The sequence below is a fragment of the Arthrobacter senegalensis genome (assembly GCF_059091765.1).
Genome location: NZ_JBNHGZ010000004.1, coordinates 178,749 through 194,156, shown reverse-complemented (window position 1 = coordinate 194,156; position 15,408 = coordinate 178,749). Strand labels below are relative to the sequence as shown.

Here is a 15,408-nt window from a genome sequence, read left to right as displayed (position 1 = left end):
AGCATGGGGGCGGTACGACCGCCCCTAGGGAAGTTTGACACCAATGCAACACGAAGAGAGACCGGGAACAGCATGACGATGACTTCCGAGCAGGCCGAGTGGTTCGCCGAGACGTTCGGGAAGCTGGCCGCCAACGTCGGCCAGGCGGTGCTTGGTAAGAACCAGGTGGTGCGGTTGGTGCTCACGGCCATGTTGGCCGAGGGCCACGTGCTGCTGGAGGACGCCCCGGGAACCGGCAAGACGATGCTGGCCCGGTCGCTGGCCGCCACCGTGCAGGGCTCGAACTCGCGCATCCAGTTCACGCCGGACCTGCTGCCCTCTGACGTCACCGGCATCACGATCTACGACCAGAAGACGCAGAAGTTCGAGTTCCACAAGGGCCCGATCTTCGCCACCGTGGTGCTGGCGGACGAGATTAACCGTGCCTCGCCGAAGACGCAGTCGGCGCTGCTGGAAGTCATGGAAGAAGGCCGGGTGACGGTGGACGGCGTGACCTATGACGCCGGGCGACCCTTCATGGTGATCGCCACGCAGAATCCGATCGAGCAGGCCGGCACGTACCGCCTCCCCGAAGCCCAGCTGGACCGCTTCCTGATCAAGACGTCGATCGGCTACCCGGACCGCGCGTCGACGGTGGAACTGCTGGCCGGAGCCGGCACCCGCGACCGGTCGGCGGCCCTGACGCCGATCATCACCCCGCAGGCCGTGCGGGACATGGCGGATCTCGCGGCTACCACCCACGTGGACCTGTCGGTACTGGAATACGTCTCCGCCCTGTGCGAGGAAACCCGCAACGCGGCCGAGTCGCGCCTCGGCGTCAGCGTCCGCGGCGCGTTGGCCATGGTCCGTGCGGCCAAGGTCTGGGCCGCCTCCCAGGGCCGCAACTTCGTGCTGCCGGACGATATCAAGGAACTGGCTCCGGTGGTCTGGAACCACCGGTTCGTGATGGACCCCGAGGCGGAGTTTGCCGGCGCCACCCCGGAGGCCGTGATGTCGCGCGTGCTGGCCGGCGTGCCGGCGCCCCAGCAGCGGGTGACGGTCTAGGGCCGTGCCGACGGAAGATTTCCGGCCGGAAGCGGCGGCATGACCGAGACGACGACGAAGCGGGCCACGGAGCAGACGAAGCGGTTCGCCGGCCTCGGCGAAACCATCCGGCGGGTGGCTCCGGACGAAGGCAGCACGCTGCATCCGGCCTCGCTGGCGGCCCGGGCCGGTTCGCTGGCAGGGCAGTACGTGCGGCCGGGCTGGCAGCGGGCCCAGGACGCCGCCGAGCGCTACCTGCGGCCCGTGCTGGAAACGGTGAGCCCGCTGGGCTGGGTGGTGGCCGGCGGCACGGTCCTGCTGTTGGTGCCCGGGATGGCCTTCGGCTGGCAGGAAGCCAAGATCGCGGCACTCACGGGACTGTTTCTGCTGTTGCTGGCGATAGGTTTTGTGTTGGGCCGTTCCTCGTATGGCGTGGAACTGGACCTGGCCCGCACCCGGGTCGCGGTCGGCGACCAAGCCGTGGGGAGCATAGCGGTGACGAATACCGCGGACAAACCCCTGCTGCCGGCGGCGCTGGAGCTGCCGGTCGGAGCGGCCACCGCCGTGTTCCAGTTGCCGCGCATGAAGGCCGGCCAAGTGCACGAGGACCTGTTCACCATCCCGACGCAGCGCCGCGCCGTCATCGTGGTGGGCCCGGTCCGTTCGGTGCGCCAGGATCCGCTGGGCCTGCTCCGCCGCCAGATGATGTGGACGGAACCGACCGACCTGTTCGTCCATCCGCACACCACCGCGCTGGGCAGTTCGGCCGCCGGGTTCATCCGCGACCTCGAGGGCCTGCCCACCAAGGAACTGGCCAGCGCCGACGTCTCCTTCCACGCGCTGCGCGATTACGTCCCCGGCGACGACCGCCGCTACATCCACTGGAAAACCACGGCGCGCACCAACACGCTGATGGTGCGCCAGTTCGAGGAAACCCGCCGCGCGCATCTCGCCGTCGCGATCTCGACGAACACCGAGGAATACGGTTCGGAGGAAGACTTCGAACTGGCGGTCTCCGTCGGCGCCTCGATCGGGCTGCAGGCCATCCGGGAGGAGCGCAACCTGAGCGTCCTGACCCAGCGGGGCCCGCTGCGCAGCGAAACCGGCCGCATCCTGCTCGATGAAATGACCCGGATCGAGGGCAAACCGCAGCGCTCCACCGCGGTGGAACTGGCCCGCAGTACCGCCGACGCGGTTCCGAATGCGTCCGTCATGTTCCTGGTCGTCGGTGATCACGTGTCCGCCACGCAGCTGCGCCAGGCATCGTCGGCCGTTCCGGTTGGCATCCGTGCGTTCGCCATCCGCTGCGGCGGCGGCCTTCAGGCCGCCCGGGCGACCATCGGCGACCTGTCCGTGCTGTCCCTGTCCACCCTGGACGACTTGGCCCTCGTGTTGCGGAAGGCCGCCGCATGAGCGGCAGCGCCAAAGCTCCGTCTCCGGGGCAGCAGCCCGGGCGGGTGCGCCGCCGTGCCGCCGCAGGACGGAACGACGCCGGCCCTGCCGCCCCGCGGAAGCGGCGCCTGCCGGCCGGCGGCAGATTATCGACCCGGCTGCCGCGGCCCGCGGGACAGGTGGCCATCGACGCGGCCGTCCTGGTGCTGCTGCTGGGACTGGGACTGGCCGGATTCCATCATGTTTTCGGCGGAAACGGCCGCTACCTTACTGCAGGCTTCGGCGGCATCGCCGTCGGCCTCCTGCTCTCGCTGGTCGGCGCGCGCTACCGGCTGGGCCTGTTGTCCACGGCCACCGCGGGACTCGCGGCGTACCTGCTGCTCGGCAGCACCTTCGCCGCGCCCGGCGAAGCGATCGGTGGCGTCCTGCCGTCGCTGGACTCGCTGCGGATCGTGCTCACCGGCTTCGTCTTCGCGTGGAAGGACATCCTCACCGTCGCCCCGCCGGTAGGGATCTCCGGCGGGATGCTGGTGGTGCCGTTCCTGGGCGCCCTGGCCGCCGCCCTGCTGGCCGGCACGTTGGCGTGGCGCCTCCGCGGGCCGTACTGGCCGCTGTTGCCGGTACTGGGGTTCTTCCTGCTGGGCATCGCGTTCGGCACCGATGTCCCGGTGCTGCCGGTGCTGCGCGGCGTGCTGCTGGTCGCCGTGGCCGCGGCCTGGCTGGCGTGGCACCGCCACCTGGCCCGGGGAGATGCCGCTGCCGGTGTGGCCACCGCGGCGCCGGCCGATCCGGCCGCACACCGGGCAGGGCCGCGGCGAAGGCTCGGCCTGGGCGCGGGAATGCTGGCGTCGGCGGTGGCGCTCACGGCGCTGGCCGGCCCGGCACTGACGGCGCGGGGCGATCGCGAGGTGCTGCGCGACGTCGTCGTCCCCCCGGTCAATCTCTACGACTATCCGAGCCCGCTGATGGATTTCCGGAGCTACGTGAAGGACCGGGCCGAGGAGACGCTCTTCACCGTCGCGGGGCTGCCCGAGGGCCAGCGGGTGCGCTTGGCGGCGCTGGATACCTTCGACGGCACGGTCTACAACGTCAACCCCGAAAGCGGGGGCAACTTCAAACCCGTCGGCGACGCCGGTTCGCTCGGCCCGGCGTCCGGCGGCACCGCGCGGCTCGACATCCGGATCGGGGACTACAGCGGCGTCTGGCTTCCCGCGGGCGGGCACATCGACGGGCTGGCGTTCCAGGGGGAGCGGGCGGCCGAGCTGGGCGGCTCGCTGTTCTACAACGACGACTCCCAGACGGCGCTGACCACCCGGTACCTGCTGGCCGGAGACAGCTACTCGGTGGAGACCACGTTCCCCGGCCGGCTGGAGGACGCCCAGCTGGCACAGTATGACTTCGCCTCCGTCCGGCTGCCGAAACCGGCCAGGGTGCCGGACATCGTCGCGGCCAAGGCAAACGAATTTGTCGGCGAAGCGACGGTGCCGATCGAACAGGTGCGCCAACTGGAACGGAACCTGCACGAGAACGGCTTCTTCAGCAACGGCAAGGAAGACGAAGCCCGCAGCCTCTCCGGCCACCATGCGGGGCGGATGATCCAGTTGCTGGATGCCGACCAGATGATTGGCGACGACGAGCAGTACGCCGTCGTAATGGCGCTGATGGCCCGGCACCTGGGCATCCCGGCCCGGGTGGTGATGGGCTTCTACCCGGATCCGAAGGAAAGCCGGTCCACCGGGGAAGCAGTTCAGATCAAGGGCGAAGACGTGCACGCCTGGGTGGAGGTGGCATTTGAGCATGCCGGCTGGGTCGCCTTCGATCCGACGCCGGACGAGGACAACGAGCCGACGCCGCCGCAGCAGGAGCCGAAGTCCACGCCCAAGCCGCAGGTCCTGCAGCCACCCCCTCCGCCGCAGGAACCGGCCGAGCTGCCGCCGGACACCGCCCCGGAGCCGCAGGACGCCGAGCAGCAGGAGAAATCGTTCTGGGACCAGTGGGGCTGGCTCTTCGCGGCCGTGGGCCTGGCCGCCCTCCCGCTGGCGGTATTGCTGCTGCCGCTGTTGCTGATCGCCTGGCTGAAGCTGCGCCGGCGCAAGCAGCGGGCCAGCGAAGGCCTGCCGAGCCAACGCGTGGGCGGCGGCTGGCGCGAGGTGATGTCCCTGGCCACCGACATGGGAGCGAGCGCCCCCGCCAACGCCACCCGGCGCGAGCACGCGGCCGCGCTGGCAGGGCAGTTCCCGGCCACCGCCGACGGCACCACCCTGCTGGCACACCGGGCCGACGCGGCGATCTTCGGGGCAGCCGAACCGACGGAGGTGCAAGTGCAGCAGTACTGGGACCAGGTGGACGACTCGCTGGCGAAGATGAAGGACTCGCTGGGTTTCTGGCAGCGGCAGCGGGCAAAGTACACGCCGCGCTCGCTGGTTGCCGACGCCAGGAGGCGGCTGGCGCGGCGGCGGACAACGGCCGCCACTAGAATCCGTACAGTAGACTCACAGGCCGGACGGCCGAAACAGGGCGGGAGCAGCACGTGGCAGCAAGACTGAATCTGGTCAGCGCCCCGGTCGGCAAACGGCTGGGGGCGTGGCTGATCGACAAGATTCCGCCGGCCGTGCTGATGCTGGCTGCCTACGCTGCCAGCGTGCCGGCCGTGATGGAGGCCGCAGCCTCGGGCAGCGCCTCCGCGGCCGCGGAGGCGCTGGGCGGCCTGTTCCTGTGGATCGGGCTGGCGACCGTGCTGTCGCTGGCCTACACCATCTGGCTCTGGGGCTGGGAAGCGACCACCGGCAAGACTCCCGGCAACGTGCTGTTGGGTTTGCGGACCGCGAATGAGGACGGCCACGCGGCCGGCTGGGGAGCCATCTTCCTGCGCGGGCTGATCATCGCCGTGGGCGGACTGGTCTTGGCGGTGGGCGCGGTCGTGGTGGTGGTCTCCAACGTCTGGGACCGCAACCACAGGCGGCAGGGCTGGCACGACAAGGTGGCCAAGACACTGGTGCTCGACGTGGCACAGGGCCGCGATCCGCTGACCACCGGCGGGCTCTACGGGCCGGCGGCCTTCGCCCCGGATGGTACGGACGCCCGCGCCGGCTTTGCCGGCGTGGCACCGGACGGACAAGACCCGCGCCGGCCCGCCGCTGAGCCGGCTTCGCAGCCCTCCGGGGTCATTGCCGCGATCCCGGGATTCGGCCCGGCAATGGAAGCACCGGCGGCCAAGCTGCCGGCGGCCCCCTTCGGCGCCGACGTTCCGCCGGCGCCGGCGGCTGACCGCTCGGGCACCCCGGGTGAGCCGCCGTCATCGGCTCCGGCTCCGGCACGGATAGCTGCGGAGGCCGAATCGCACCACCACCCGGACGAAGAATTCGCGGCGACCCGGGTCCGCACGGTGGCCCCGCCGTCGGGCCCCCTCACCATTACCTTCGACGACGGGCGCGATGTGGTACTTGAAACGACGGCCCTGATCGGGCGCAACCCGGCCGCAGGCGCCGGCGAGGACATTGACCAACTGATCGATTTCGCGGACATGGGACGTTCCGTCTCCAAGACGCATCTGCTGCTGCGGGTCGACGGCGGCACCGTCTGGGTGACGGACCGCAACTCCACCAACGGGACCGCGGTGACCGGCGGCGACGGCATCCGCCGTCAGCTGGCCCCCGGGGAACCCGTGGCGGCGCAACCCGGCGCGACCGTCGAATTCGGCGACCGCAGCTTTACCATCGGACGGGCATGAGCACGGCGTCGGGAGGGGAGCCCATTCGGCTCACTGTCGGTGCCGGGTCCGACCGCGGGTTGCGACGGCAGTTGAACGAGGACGCGTATCTGGCCGACGGGACGCTGTTCGCGGTGGCCGACGGCATGGGCGGACACGAGGCGGGCGAAGTGGCCAGCCGCATTTGCGTGGAGACGATGCGGGACTACGTGGCCAGCCACGAACTCGGCGCGCACGAACTGGAACAGCTGATCGGCCGGGCGGACGCGCGGATCAGGGCGGCGGCTGCATCGCGGGCGGGCACGACGGTGTCCGGGGCCGCGCTGGTCTCCGAACGCGGCGTGCCGTATTGGCTCGTGTTCAACGTCGGCGATTCCCGTACCTACCGGCTCAGCCACGGCAAGCTTGTCCAGATCAGCGTCGACCACTCCGAAGTGCAGGAACTGCTCGAGGCCGGACAAATCACCGCCCAGGAGGCCCTGGTGCACCCCCGCCGGCACGTCATTACCCGGGCGCTGGGCACCGGCGAAGACAACCAGCCGGATTTTTGGATGGTGCCCGTGGAACCGGGGGACCGGATCATGATCTGCTCCGACGGGCTGACCTCGGAGGTCAGCGACGACCACATCTACGCCATCCTCACCTCCGTATCCGGTCCCCAGGACGCAGTCGATGCACTGATCCAAGCCGCGCTGCGCTCCGGCGGGCGTGACAACATCACCGTGGTCGTCGTTGATGTAGCCGGTCCCGCAGGCGACGCCGACGACGCCTCGACCGCCCCGCGGCAGGAGGATACGACGACGCTGCCCCGGCTGGATGCTCCGAAACAGGGAGCGGCGGAGGAGGACGCCTGATGGCGGGCATGACGTACAGCCCCGGGCCTTGGCTGGGGCTGGTCAGCGGCGGCACGGCGGTGCTCCTCGAACCCGGCGCTCCCGAAGACCTGGTGCAGCAGTTGTGGCAGGCGCTGGAGTCCGGCGCCACGCTGGAAACGTTGCTCGGAACCGTGGTCGCCGGGTACGGCGCCAACCTGTCGGCCATGCCGCAGTTCGGCATCGTCTCCTGCTCCGGCGGCATCCACGCGGTGCTCCGCGGCGACGTGGTGGTGTCCGCCGACCCGGGCGGGCAGGAACTGAGCGGACGCGGCGTCTCGAGCTGGACCGAGGGGCGGCTGCGGGCCGGCAGCGTGGCCATTGCGGCCGGGCCCGACGGCTCCCGCGCCGAAGGCCGGCCGGGCCCGTGGCTGCCGCTGCGCGCCGGCGCGGTACAGTTGGGTGCCCTGCGCATGGGCGCGGCGCTGGAGGCCGGACGGGAGCCCCGAGTAGAGGGCGCAGCCGATCCCGCCCGAACGGACCGGACGGCCGGCGTTTCTGCACCTGCACCTGCACCCGCCCCGGTTCCGGCCGCGCAGCCCGAATCGGCAGGACCGAAGTCCGCCGGCGGCGGCTGGGCCGAAAGCCTGGACCTGACCAGCCTCTACGTGCCCGACGACGAGTCCGAGGGCGCCGCCGCCGACGAAGGGGCGCCTGGAGACGAACCGGCGCCCCCGGCCGGACAGGCCGCCGGCGCCCCCGCGGAACCGGACCCCGCGGCGGCAGACGATGGCCTGGACCAGACGGTTGTCCACGCCGCAGCGCAGCGTGCCAACCTGCAACCGCCGCCGCCCCAAGCCGTCGCCGGCGATGCCCCGGCCGGTGCCGGCGCATCGCCACGCCCCGCGGCGGCTGGCCCGACCCGGAGGCCGGGCCAGCCGCTGGACCTGATCGATGCCGTTCCCTGGCTGACGCCCTCTGCGTCCGCACGCACGGCCGCCTCGGCATCGGCCGCGGGAGCGGCGGGGGATGCCGAACCGGCCGCGGCTGCCAACCGCGGCCCTGCCGCCCTCGCTAGCCCACCGGCCGGATTCGACGGCGGCGACCACGACGGCGGAGAACGCGACGGCGGAGACCGCGACGGCGGCGACCACGACGGGCAGACGCTGATGCGCAGCGACCTGCCCGAGGTTCCGGCCGCACCCGCACCCGAGGCGGCGCCGTCGCCGGCCCCGAGCACCGCCCCCATGGTGCTGGCCCGGGTGTGCGGTCTCGGCCACGCCAATCCGCCGACCAGTTCGGCGTGTTCCGGGTGCGGCGGCCCGTTGGACGGCGAGGCCCGGGAGGTGCAGCGGCCGGCGCTGGGGCACCTGCGGTTGTCCACCGGCGAAGTGGTGGAACTGGACAGGCCCGTGATCGTTGGACGGCAGCCTTCCGCGAACCGGGTCCAGGGCAGGGTGATGCCTCGGCTGGTGCCGGTGCACAGCGCCAGCGGGGACATTTCGCGCTCGCACGTGGAAGTCCGGCTGGAAGGGTGGCACGTCATCCTTGCCGACTTGAATTCGACCAACGGGACCTTGCTCCTGCGGGGCCAGCAGGCGCCCCGGCGTCTGGGCCACGGCGAGGCGGTCATGCTGCTGGACGGCGACATCGCGGACCTGGGCGACGGCATCTCCCTGCGCTTTGAGGACCTGCCGTGAGCGTGAAGCGCCCGCCCGCACCGCCGCCCGCCATCGACGGGTACCGCTACGTCAGGCTGCTCGGCTCCGGCGGTTTCTCCGACGTCTATTTGTACGAACAGGATCGGCCCAGGCGCCGGGTTGCGGTCAAGGTACTGCTGTCCGGGCTGAAGACCGAGGACGCCCGACGCCGCTTCGAATCCGAAGCAAACCTCATGGCGCAACTGTCCACGCATCCGTTCATCGTCACGATCTACGAGGCCAACCTCACCGCCGACGGACATTCCTACCTGGCGATGGAGTATTGTTCACGTCCCAGCCTGGACGTCCGGTACCGCAACGGTCCGCTGGGGGTGGACGAAGTGCTGGCCCTCGGCATCCAGGTGGCCTCGGCCGTGGAAACCGCGCACCGGGCGGGTATCGCGCACCGCGACATCAAACCCGCCAACATCCTGGTCACCGATTACAACCGGCCGGCCCTGACCGACTTCGGCATTTCCTCGAGCACCGACGGCGGAGATGGCGACACCGGCATGTCCATACCGTGGTCGCCGCCGGAAGCCTTCCGGGGCAATGCCGGCAACGGCACCCGCAGCGACATCTGGTCCCTGGGCGCCACGATCTACACGCTGCTGGCCGGCCGGTCCCCGTTCATCCAGCCCGGCGGAAACAACTCCCAGCGGGACCTGATGGACCGGATTGCCCATGCGCCGCTGCCGCCGCTGCGCCGTGCCGACGTGCCCGCATCATTGCAACTGGCCCTGGCGACGGCGATGGCCAAGTCGCCGGGGTCGCGGTTCACCTCCGCCTATGCCTTCGCGCTGTCCCTGCAGCGGGTCCAGGCGGAATTGAACCTCTCGGTGACGCCGTTCGAGGTGCTGGAGGAAGCACGGCCGGCTGAAGCGGACGGCGGTGACGACGGCGAGGCGACGCGCGTCCGCGGGATTGTCTCCATCGACCCGGCCGCCGGCACGGTGCCGACGGCGCCCGGTTTCGCCTTTCCCGAACGCACCGGGCGGCTGCCCGGGGACCCGCCGCCGGCAGCAGGCAGCGCTCCCGGGCCGTGGCTGCCCGGCGCCGAGGGACGGACCCATGAGCCGGCCCCGGACGGCTCCACCGTGCTGCGGGACTCCGAACGGGATGCAGCGACGGAACCAGACGGCGCTGCGCGGCGCCGCCCCTGGGCCTGGGTGGCGGGGGCGGTCGCAGTGGCGGCGGTGCTCGCCGGCGCCGCCGTCGTGCTCAACCGGCCCGCACCGGAGGCTGCGGTGGCCGAGGCCCCCGTCAGCCGGCCGCCGGCGAATGCCCTGGAGGGCCTGTCCGGCAACGTGGTGCCGCCCGAGGACCTGGCCGGCCGGGTCGGGGGCGGCGAGGCGGTCTTCAGCTGGACCAACCCGGACCCGCGGGACGGCGACCTGTTCATCTGGACGCCCGTTACCGCGTTGGGCCGGGGCGAGCCCGAGCGCACCGGCGAGCCCGAGGCGACCGTGCCGCTGGCGCAGAACGACCGCACCTGCATCGAAGTGGTGGTGGTGCGGGCCAACGGCCGGGCCTCGGAACCGGTCCGCGGTTGCGCGGATCAGTAGTTGCCCGGACTGCGTGGCTTTTGCGGGTAAGTTTGGAACGATGAATCACGCGCCGACCCTGGCCGGCGCAGACAAGGGGGGCTAGCGGTGGCGGATGTGAGCATTGAGTTCTGCGGCGAATGGTTCGAAGCCACGAACGACGACGTGTTCACCATTGGGCGCGAAGGCGACCTGGAGATCGACGACAACCCCTACCTGCACCGCAAGTTCCTCCAGATCGCCCACTATGACGGCATCTGGTGGCTGGCCAACGTCGGTTCCCTGATCTCCGCGACCATCGCCGATTCCACCGGGGGCATGCAGGCATGGCTGGCGCCGGGAGCGCGGATCCCGATGGTCTTCAGCCAGACGAACATCGTTTTCACGGCCGGCCCCACAACCTATGAGCTGTCGGTCCACGTTAAGACACCGTCGTTCCGCCAGGAACACCGGGACACGGATGCGGTGGGCGAGACCACCATCGGCCCGGTGGTGTTCACCGCGTCGCAAAAGGCCCTGATCCTGGCCCTGGCCGAGCCGATGCTCAAGCGTGACGGGACCGGGCTCAGCTCGATTCCGTCGTCCTCGCAGGCGGCGGCCAGGCTGGGCTGGCCCCTGACCAAGTTCAACCGCAAGCTGGACAACGTCTGCGACAAACTGGACCGGGTGGGCGTCGCCGGACTACGCGGCGGCGGCGGAAAGCTCGCCACCAACCGGCGTGCGCGGCTGGTCGAACACGCCGTCACCTCCCATCTGGTCACCGCGGCCGACCTGCCGCTGCTCGACGAACGGCCGGACGCCGAAGACTGAGCGGCCGCCGGTCCACCCGGGGCACGCGGGCACCGCCGTCGTCGCCTGAACCGCGCTTCTCGGGCAAGATAGTCAGGTGAGCACAGTCGAAACACCTGCCGGCGGGATTCCCAGCGACGAAATCCGCCACGAGTACGAGCAGTTGACCGAGGACGTCCGCAAGTACCGCTACGCGTACTACAACGAGGACGCCCCGCTGGTCTCGGACGCCGAATTCGACGGGCTGTACCGGCGGCTGGAGGAAATCGAGGCCCTTCACCCGGAATTGGTGGCCAACGACTCGCCCACGCAGGAAGTCGGCGGCGAGGTCTCGGCCGCCTTCGCCCCGGTCGAACACCTGCAGCGGATGTACTCGCTGGAGGACGTCTTTTCGCTGGACGAACTGAAGGCCTGGGTGGACCGCGCCACGGCGTCGGTGGCCAACCTGGGCAACGGCAGGAAGCTGCGCTGGCTCAGTGAAGTGAAGATCGACGGCCTGGCCGTCAACCTGCTCTACCGCAACGGGGAACTCATCCGCGCCGCAACCCGCGGGGACGGCACGACCGGCGAGGACATCACCCACAACGCCCTGACCATCGCGGACATCCCGCGCCGGCTCTCCGGCAGCAACATCCCGACCGAGGTGGAGATCCGCGGCGAAATCTTCATCCCCACCAAGGACTTCCTCACGCTCAACGAGCGGATGGTGGAGGCCGGCAAGGCGCCGTTCGCGAACCCGCGGAACTCGGCGGCCGGCTCGCTGCGGCAGAAGGACCCGAAGGTGACGGCCGAGCGGCCGCTGCATATGTTCGTCCACGGGATCGGCGCCCGCGAAGGGCTCGACGCCGAGAGCCAATCGGAGACCTACGCCCTGCTGCAGGAATGGGGGCTGCCCACCAGCCCCTACTTCAAGGTCGTTGACAGCTACGAAGAGATCCTGGAGTTCATCGACCACTACGGCGAGCACCGCCACGACCTGCTGCACGAAATCGACGGCATCGTGGTCAAGGTGGACGACTTCGGCCTGCAGCGCGCGCTCGGCCACACCTCGCGGGTGCCGCGCTGGTCCGTGGCCTATAAGTATCCGCCGGAAGAGGTCCACACCACGCTCCTGGACATCCGGGTGAACGTGGGCCGCACCGGCCGGGTGACGCCGTATGGAGTGATGGAGCCGGTGAAGGTGGCCGGTTCCACCGTGGAGATGGCCACGCTGCACAACCAGGACGTGGTCAAGGCCAAGGGCGTGAAGATCGGCGACATCGTGGTGCTGCGCAAGGCCGGCGACGTCATCCCGGAGATCGTGGGCCCGGTGCTGGCGCTGCGGGATGCGCAGGATCCGCCGGTGCGCGAGTTCGTGATGCCCACCGACTGCCCCTCGTGCGGCACCCCGCTGGCTCCCGGCAAGGAGGGCGACGTCGACCTGCGCTGCCCGAATGCCAAGTCCTGCCCGGCGCAGCTGACCGAGCGGGTGGCCCATCTGGCCGGCCGCGGCGCCTTCGACATCGAAGCGCTGGGCTACGAGGCGGCGTTCGCGCTGACCCGGCCGGCCGAACCCGAACAGCCTCCGCTCACCAACGAGGCCGGGATTTTCAGCCTCAGGCCTGAGGACCTGGCCGACGTGCGGATCCGGCGCGAGAAAAAGGATAAGGGGGTGCCCACCGGCGAGACCGAGCTGGTGCCCTACTTCTACACCAAGGGCACCGCCAAGAAGCCCTCGGTTCCCACGGCCAACACCAGGAAGCTCTTCGAGGAGCTGGAGAAGGCCAAGACCCAGCCGCTCTGGCGCGTCCTGGTGGCTTTGTCCATCCGGCACGTGGGTCCCACCGCTTCCCGGGCCCTGGCCACGGCCTTCGGCTCGATGGACGCCATCCGGGCCGCCAGCGAAGACCAGTTGGCCCACGTCGACGGCGTCGGTCCCACCATCGCGGCGGCGCTAAAAGAGTGGTTCGCCGAGGACTGGCATGCCGGGATTGTCGATGCCTGGGCGGCAGCCGGTGTGCGGATGGCCGACGAGGTGGACGAGAGCATGCCCCGCACGCTGGAGGGGCTGACCGTGGTGGTGACGGGTACGCTGCCGAACTTCAGCCGTGACGAGGCCAAGGAAGCGATCATCATCCGCGGCGGCAAGGCCTCGGGCTCCGTCTCGAAGAACACCAGCTATGTGGTGGCCGGCGAGAACGCGGGGACCAAGCTGGACAAGGCCGAGTCCCTGGGCCTGACAGTGCTGGATGAGGACGGTTTCCGCCGGCTGCTGGAAACCGGCACGGCATGACGGGGGAGCGGCCAGGGCCCGCCGCCAGCTGGCAGCAGTTGCTCTCCGCCCTGGCCAGCGAGCGGCTGCGCGGGCTCTATGCCGCCCTGGTGCTGGGCCAACAGCCGGAGATGACCGCCAAGGAACGGCAGAAGCTGGTTGCCTCCGGCCTGGTGACGGACGACGGCGGTGCCCTCGCCGTCGAGCCGGGCGTCTTCAAGGCCGCGCTGGCCGCGGCCCGGAAACCCGGGCCGGCCGGGCCGGAAAGGTTCCTCACCGGCGGGCTGGTGGTGCTGCCGTCCCGCGCCTCGGACCGGCTGGAACTGCTGGGCTACATCCGCGACCGCGTCATCGCCGGAGGCGAGGTCATGGCTGAGAAGGACCTGAACGCCCGGTTGACCGCGTTCACGTCCGATGTGCCGATGCTCCGCCGTGCCCTGGTCGATGACGGCTTCCTGGACCGCGAGCCGGACGGCAGCGACTACCGGGTCGGCCACCGCCGCGCCAACGGCCCCGGGCAGCCGTAGCCGCGCGAGGGGCGGAACGTGTGCCGACGCGGATTAACCGAGCCGACGCCGGGGCCCCCAGCGGGGTAGTTGCACGGGCGTCGCGAAAGCGGCCTTTATCGTCCCGGCGTGCGGCATTATCGGCCGGTTTCGACGATATACAGCGTTCTCGACGTTATAGGCCGCTCTCAGCGGGAAGATGGATACTGGCAGCACTACGCGGGCCCAACCATTCTCCCGCGGCCTCGTGAAACTATCGTGACTGGCATCACCCGCCATGGGACGATGGATGTGCGAGGTGAGCCATGAACGAATTCTTTGCCGACGGTTTCCCCTGGTGGTTCATCTGGGTCGGTTTCGCCGTGGTCTCCGGTATTGGACAGCGTGCCAGGCGCACCCGGCGCGGCCAGGGCTGGAACCGCGGCGGCCGGCGCCACGAAAGCGCACGCTCGGAGGCCGCGCGGCGCGAGGCCGACCGGCTGCGTGCCGCCGCAGCCGCCGAACAGCAGCGGCTCCGCGACACCGCGGCGGTAATGGCCGACCATGATGCGGTGAACGCGCGCTGGCTGGATTATGAGCTGGACGTCGCCAAGCTGATCGATTTCCCCATGATGTCCGATGTCCGCGAGCCGCTCACGGTGGCGTTCCTGCGCGCCAAGCGGACCGCCGACGGGCTCCGGCCGGTCACCGCGGCGGAAGTTGCCACCGACGAGCGGCTGCGCGAATACCGCGAGGCCGTGCGGGCCTACGAGGTCGCCTTCGACATCGCCGAACGCGAGGCCCGCCGCATTCAGGACCAGCACTTCAGCGGCCCCGAACGGCTGCGGCTGAACACCGCGCGCCGGCTGCTGACCATCGCGGTGGACAGGGCTGCAACGCCCGCCGAGCGGCAGCTGGCCTACGCGCGCGCCCGCAAGGAGCTCGACGGTCTGTTGGCGCTGCCGGCCGAGGCGGTCGCCGCCCTGCAGCGGCGGGTCAATCCGGAATTGCTCCCGCCCGTGCCCCGTCCGGCGGCCGGGCCGTCGGCGGGACGGCCTGCCGGCGGCCCGGCCTGAACCGTATTGGCGCGCACCGCCCGTGGTGCGGGAAACTGGTCAGGCAAGCCCCGCCGTCGTACGTTTACTACCCGCAAGGACACCGCCCAAGCACATGCAGATCACCATCCGCCCTGCCACCGCTACCGATTTCGACGACGTGGAGCGCCTGACACGCGAGGCGTACCTGGCCGCGGGACACTTCCCGGCAGCCGACCACCCGTATCTGGTGCACGTTTCCGACGTGGCGCACCGGGCCCGGCATGCCGAGATCTGGGTGGCCGAGCGGGGCGGAAAGGTGGCCGGGGCGGTCACGCTGACCCAGGCCGGCGGGGAGTATGCGGACATCGCCCGGGAGGGCGAACTGGAGTTCCGGATGCTGGCTGTGGATCCGGGGCTGCAGCGCTCGGGCGTCGGCCGGGCCCTCGTGGACGCCATCGTGGAGTACGCGCGCACGCTGCCGGGCATCAACGCCGTGAGCCTGACCACCGGCAGCGACTGGACCGCGGCGCACCGGCTGTATGAGTCGCTGGGATTCGACCGGGTGCCGGAGCGCGACTGGCCGGTACCCGGGACCGACATCCGGCTGCTGGTCTTCGTCAAACGCCTCTAGCAGCCGCAGGAACTTACGCTGCAGGCAGCGCGTGC

12 protein-coding genes are annotated in these 15,408 nt (G+C 70.6%); all 12 read left to right on the top strand.

The annotated features are described in order from the left end of the window. Window positions 1–72 precede the first annotated feature (72 nt). A complete protein-coding gene (locus tag AC5RVG_RS13830; RefSeq protein WP_493977626.1) occupies window positions 73–1,044 on the top strand; it encodes an AAA family ATPase in 972 nt (323 codons plus the stop codon). Window positions 1,045–1,083: 39 nt separating this feature from the next. Further along, window positions 1,084–2,436, top strand: a complete 1,353-nt coding sequence (locus AC5RVG_RS13825; protein WP_494014268.1) for a DUF58 domain-containing protein — start codon at window positions 1,084–1,086, stop codon at window positions 2,434–2,436. Next, entirely contained in the window at window positions 2,433–4,961 is a 2,529-nt protein-coding gene (locus AC5RVG_RS13820) for a transglutaminase TgpA family protein (protein ID WP_494014267.1), read from the top strand. Before AC5RVG_RS13825 ends, AC5RVG_RS13820 begins: the two co-directional genes overlap by 4 nt. Further along, window positions 4,946–6,145: an RDD family protein gene (locus AC5RVG_RS13815; RefSeq protein ID WP_494014266.1), complete on the top strand. Its 1,200-nt coding sequence runs from the start codon at window positions 4,946–4,948 to the stop codon at window positions 6,143–6,145. Before AC5RVG_RS13820 ends, AC5RVG_RS13815 begins: the two co-directional genes overlap by 16 nt. Beyond that, window positions 6,142–6,978 (top strand): PP2C family protein-serine/threonine phosphatase, encoded by an 837-nt coding sequence (locus tag AC5RVG_RS13810; RefSeq protein ID WP_494014265.1) that lies wholly within the window; start codon window positions 6,142–6,144, stop codon window positions 6,976–6,978. Before AC5RVG_RS13815 ends, AC5RVG_RS13810 begins: the two co-directional genes overlap by 4 nt. After that, window positions 6,978–8,636, top strand: coding sequence for an FHA domain-containing protein (locus AC5RVG_RS13805; RefSeq protein ID WP_494014264.1), 1,659 nt, complete (start codon window positions 6,978–6,980; stop codon window positions 8,634–8,636). The genes AC5RVG_RS13810 and AC5RVG_RS13805 overlap by 1 nt, the downstream gene beginning before the upstream one ends. After that, the gene (locus AC5RVG_RS13800; RefSeq protein WP_494014263.1) at window positions 8,633–10,201 is read left to right on the top strand and encodes a serine/threonine-protein kinase; all 1,569 of its coding nucleotides are present in this window, start codon (window positions 8,633–8,635) and stop codon (window positions 10,199–10,201) included. The genes AC5RVG_RS13805 and AC5RVG_RS13800 overlap by 4 nt, the downstream gene beginning before the upstream one ends. An 87-nt stretch (window positions 10,202–10,288) precedes the next feature. After that, a complete protein-coding gene (locus tag AC5RVG_RS13795) occupies window positions 10,289–10,990 on the top strand; it encodes a hypothetical protein (protein WP_494014262.1) in 702 nt (233 codons plus the stop codon). 76 nt (window positions 10,991–11,066) lie between these two features. After that, window positions 11,067–13,241 carry an NAD-dependent DNA ligase LigA gene (ligA, locus tag AC5RVG_RS13790; RefSeq protein WP_494014261.1) on the top strand — a complete coding sequence of 725 codons (2,175 nt, stop codon included), beginning with the start codon at window positions 11,067–11,069 and terminating at the stop codon, window positions 13,239–13,241. Then, complete coding sequence (locus AC5RVG_RS13785; RefSeq protein WP_494014260.1) at window positions 13,238–13,747, top strand: DUF2087 domain-containing protein; 510 nt, start codon at window positions 13,238–13,240, stop codon at window positions 13,745–13,747. The genes ligA and AC5RVG_RS13785 overlap by 4 nt, the downstream gene beginning before the upstream one ends. A gap of 284 nt (window positions 13,748–14,031) precedes the next feature. Continuing rightward, window positions 14,032–14,781, top strand: a complete 750-nt coding sequence (locus tag AC5RVG_RS13780) for a hypothetical protein (RefSeq protein WP_494014259.1) — start codon at window positions 14,032–14,034, stop codon at window positions 14,779–14,781. A gap of 94 nt (window positions 14,782–14,875) precedes the next feature. Next, window positions 14,876–15,373, top strand: coding sequence for a GNAT family N-acetyltransferase (locus AC5RVG_RS13775; RefSeq protein ID WP_494014258.1), 498 nt, complete (start codon window positions 14,876–14,878; stop codon window positions 15,371–15,373). The last annotated feature ends 35 nt before the right edge of the window (window positions 15,374–15,408 follow it).

Bases quoted from the DNA above. Each gene is read 5' to 3' on its own strand.
- AC5RVG_RS13830 (WP_493977626.1), top strand. From the start codon at position 73: ATGACGATGACTTCCGAGCAGGCCGAGTGGTTCGCCGAGACGTTCGGG.
- AC5RVG_RS13825 (WP_494014268.1), top strand. From the start codon at position 1,084: ATGACCGAGACGACGACGAAGCGGGCCACGGAGCAGACGAAGCGGTTC.
- AC5RVG_RS13820 (WP_494014267.1), top strand. From the start codon at position 2,433: ATGAGCGGCAGCGCCAAAGCTCCGTCTCCGGGGCAGCAGCCCGGGCGG.
- AC5RVG_RS13810 (WP_494014265.1), top strand. From the start codon at position 6,142: ATGAGCACGGCGTCGGGAGGGGAGCCCATTCGGCTCACTGTCGGTGCC.
- AC5RVG_RS13805 (WP_494014264.1), top strand. From the start codon at position 6,978: ATGGCGGGCATGACGTACAGCCCCGGGCCTTGGCTGGGGCTGGTCAGC.
- AC5RVG_RS13785 (WP_494014260.1), top strand. From the start codon at position 13,238: ATGACGGGGGAGCGGCCAGGGCCCGCCGCCAGCTGGCAGCAGTTGCTC.
- AC5RVG_RS13780 (WP_494014259.1), top strand. From the start codon at position 14,032: ATGAACGAATTCTTTGCCGACGGTTTCCCCTGGTGGTTCATCTGGGTC.
- AC5RVG_RS13775 (WP_494014258.1), top strand. From the start codon at position 14,876: ATGCAGATCACCATCCGCCCTGCCACCGCTACCGATTTCGACGACGTG.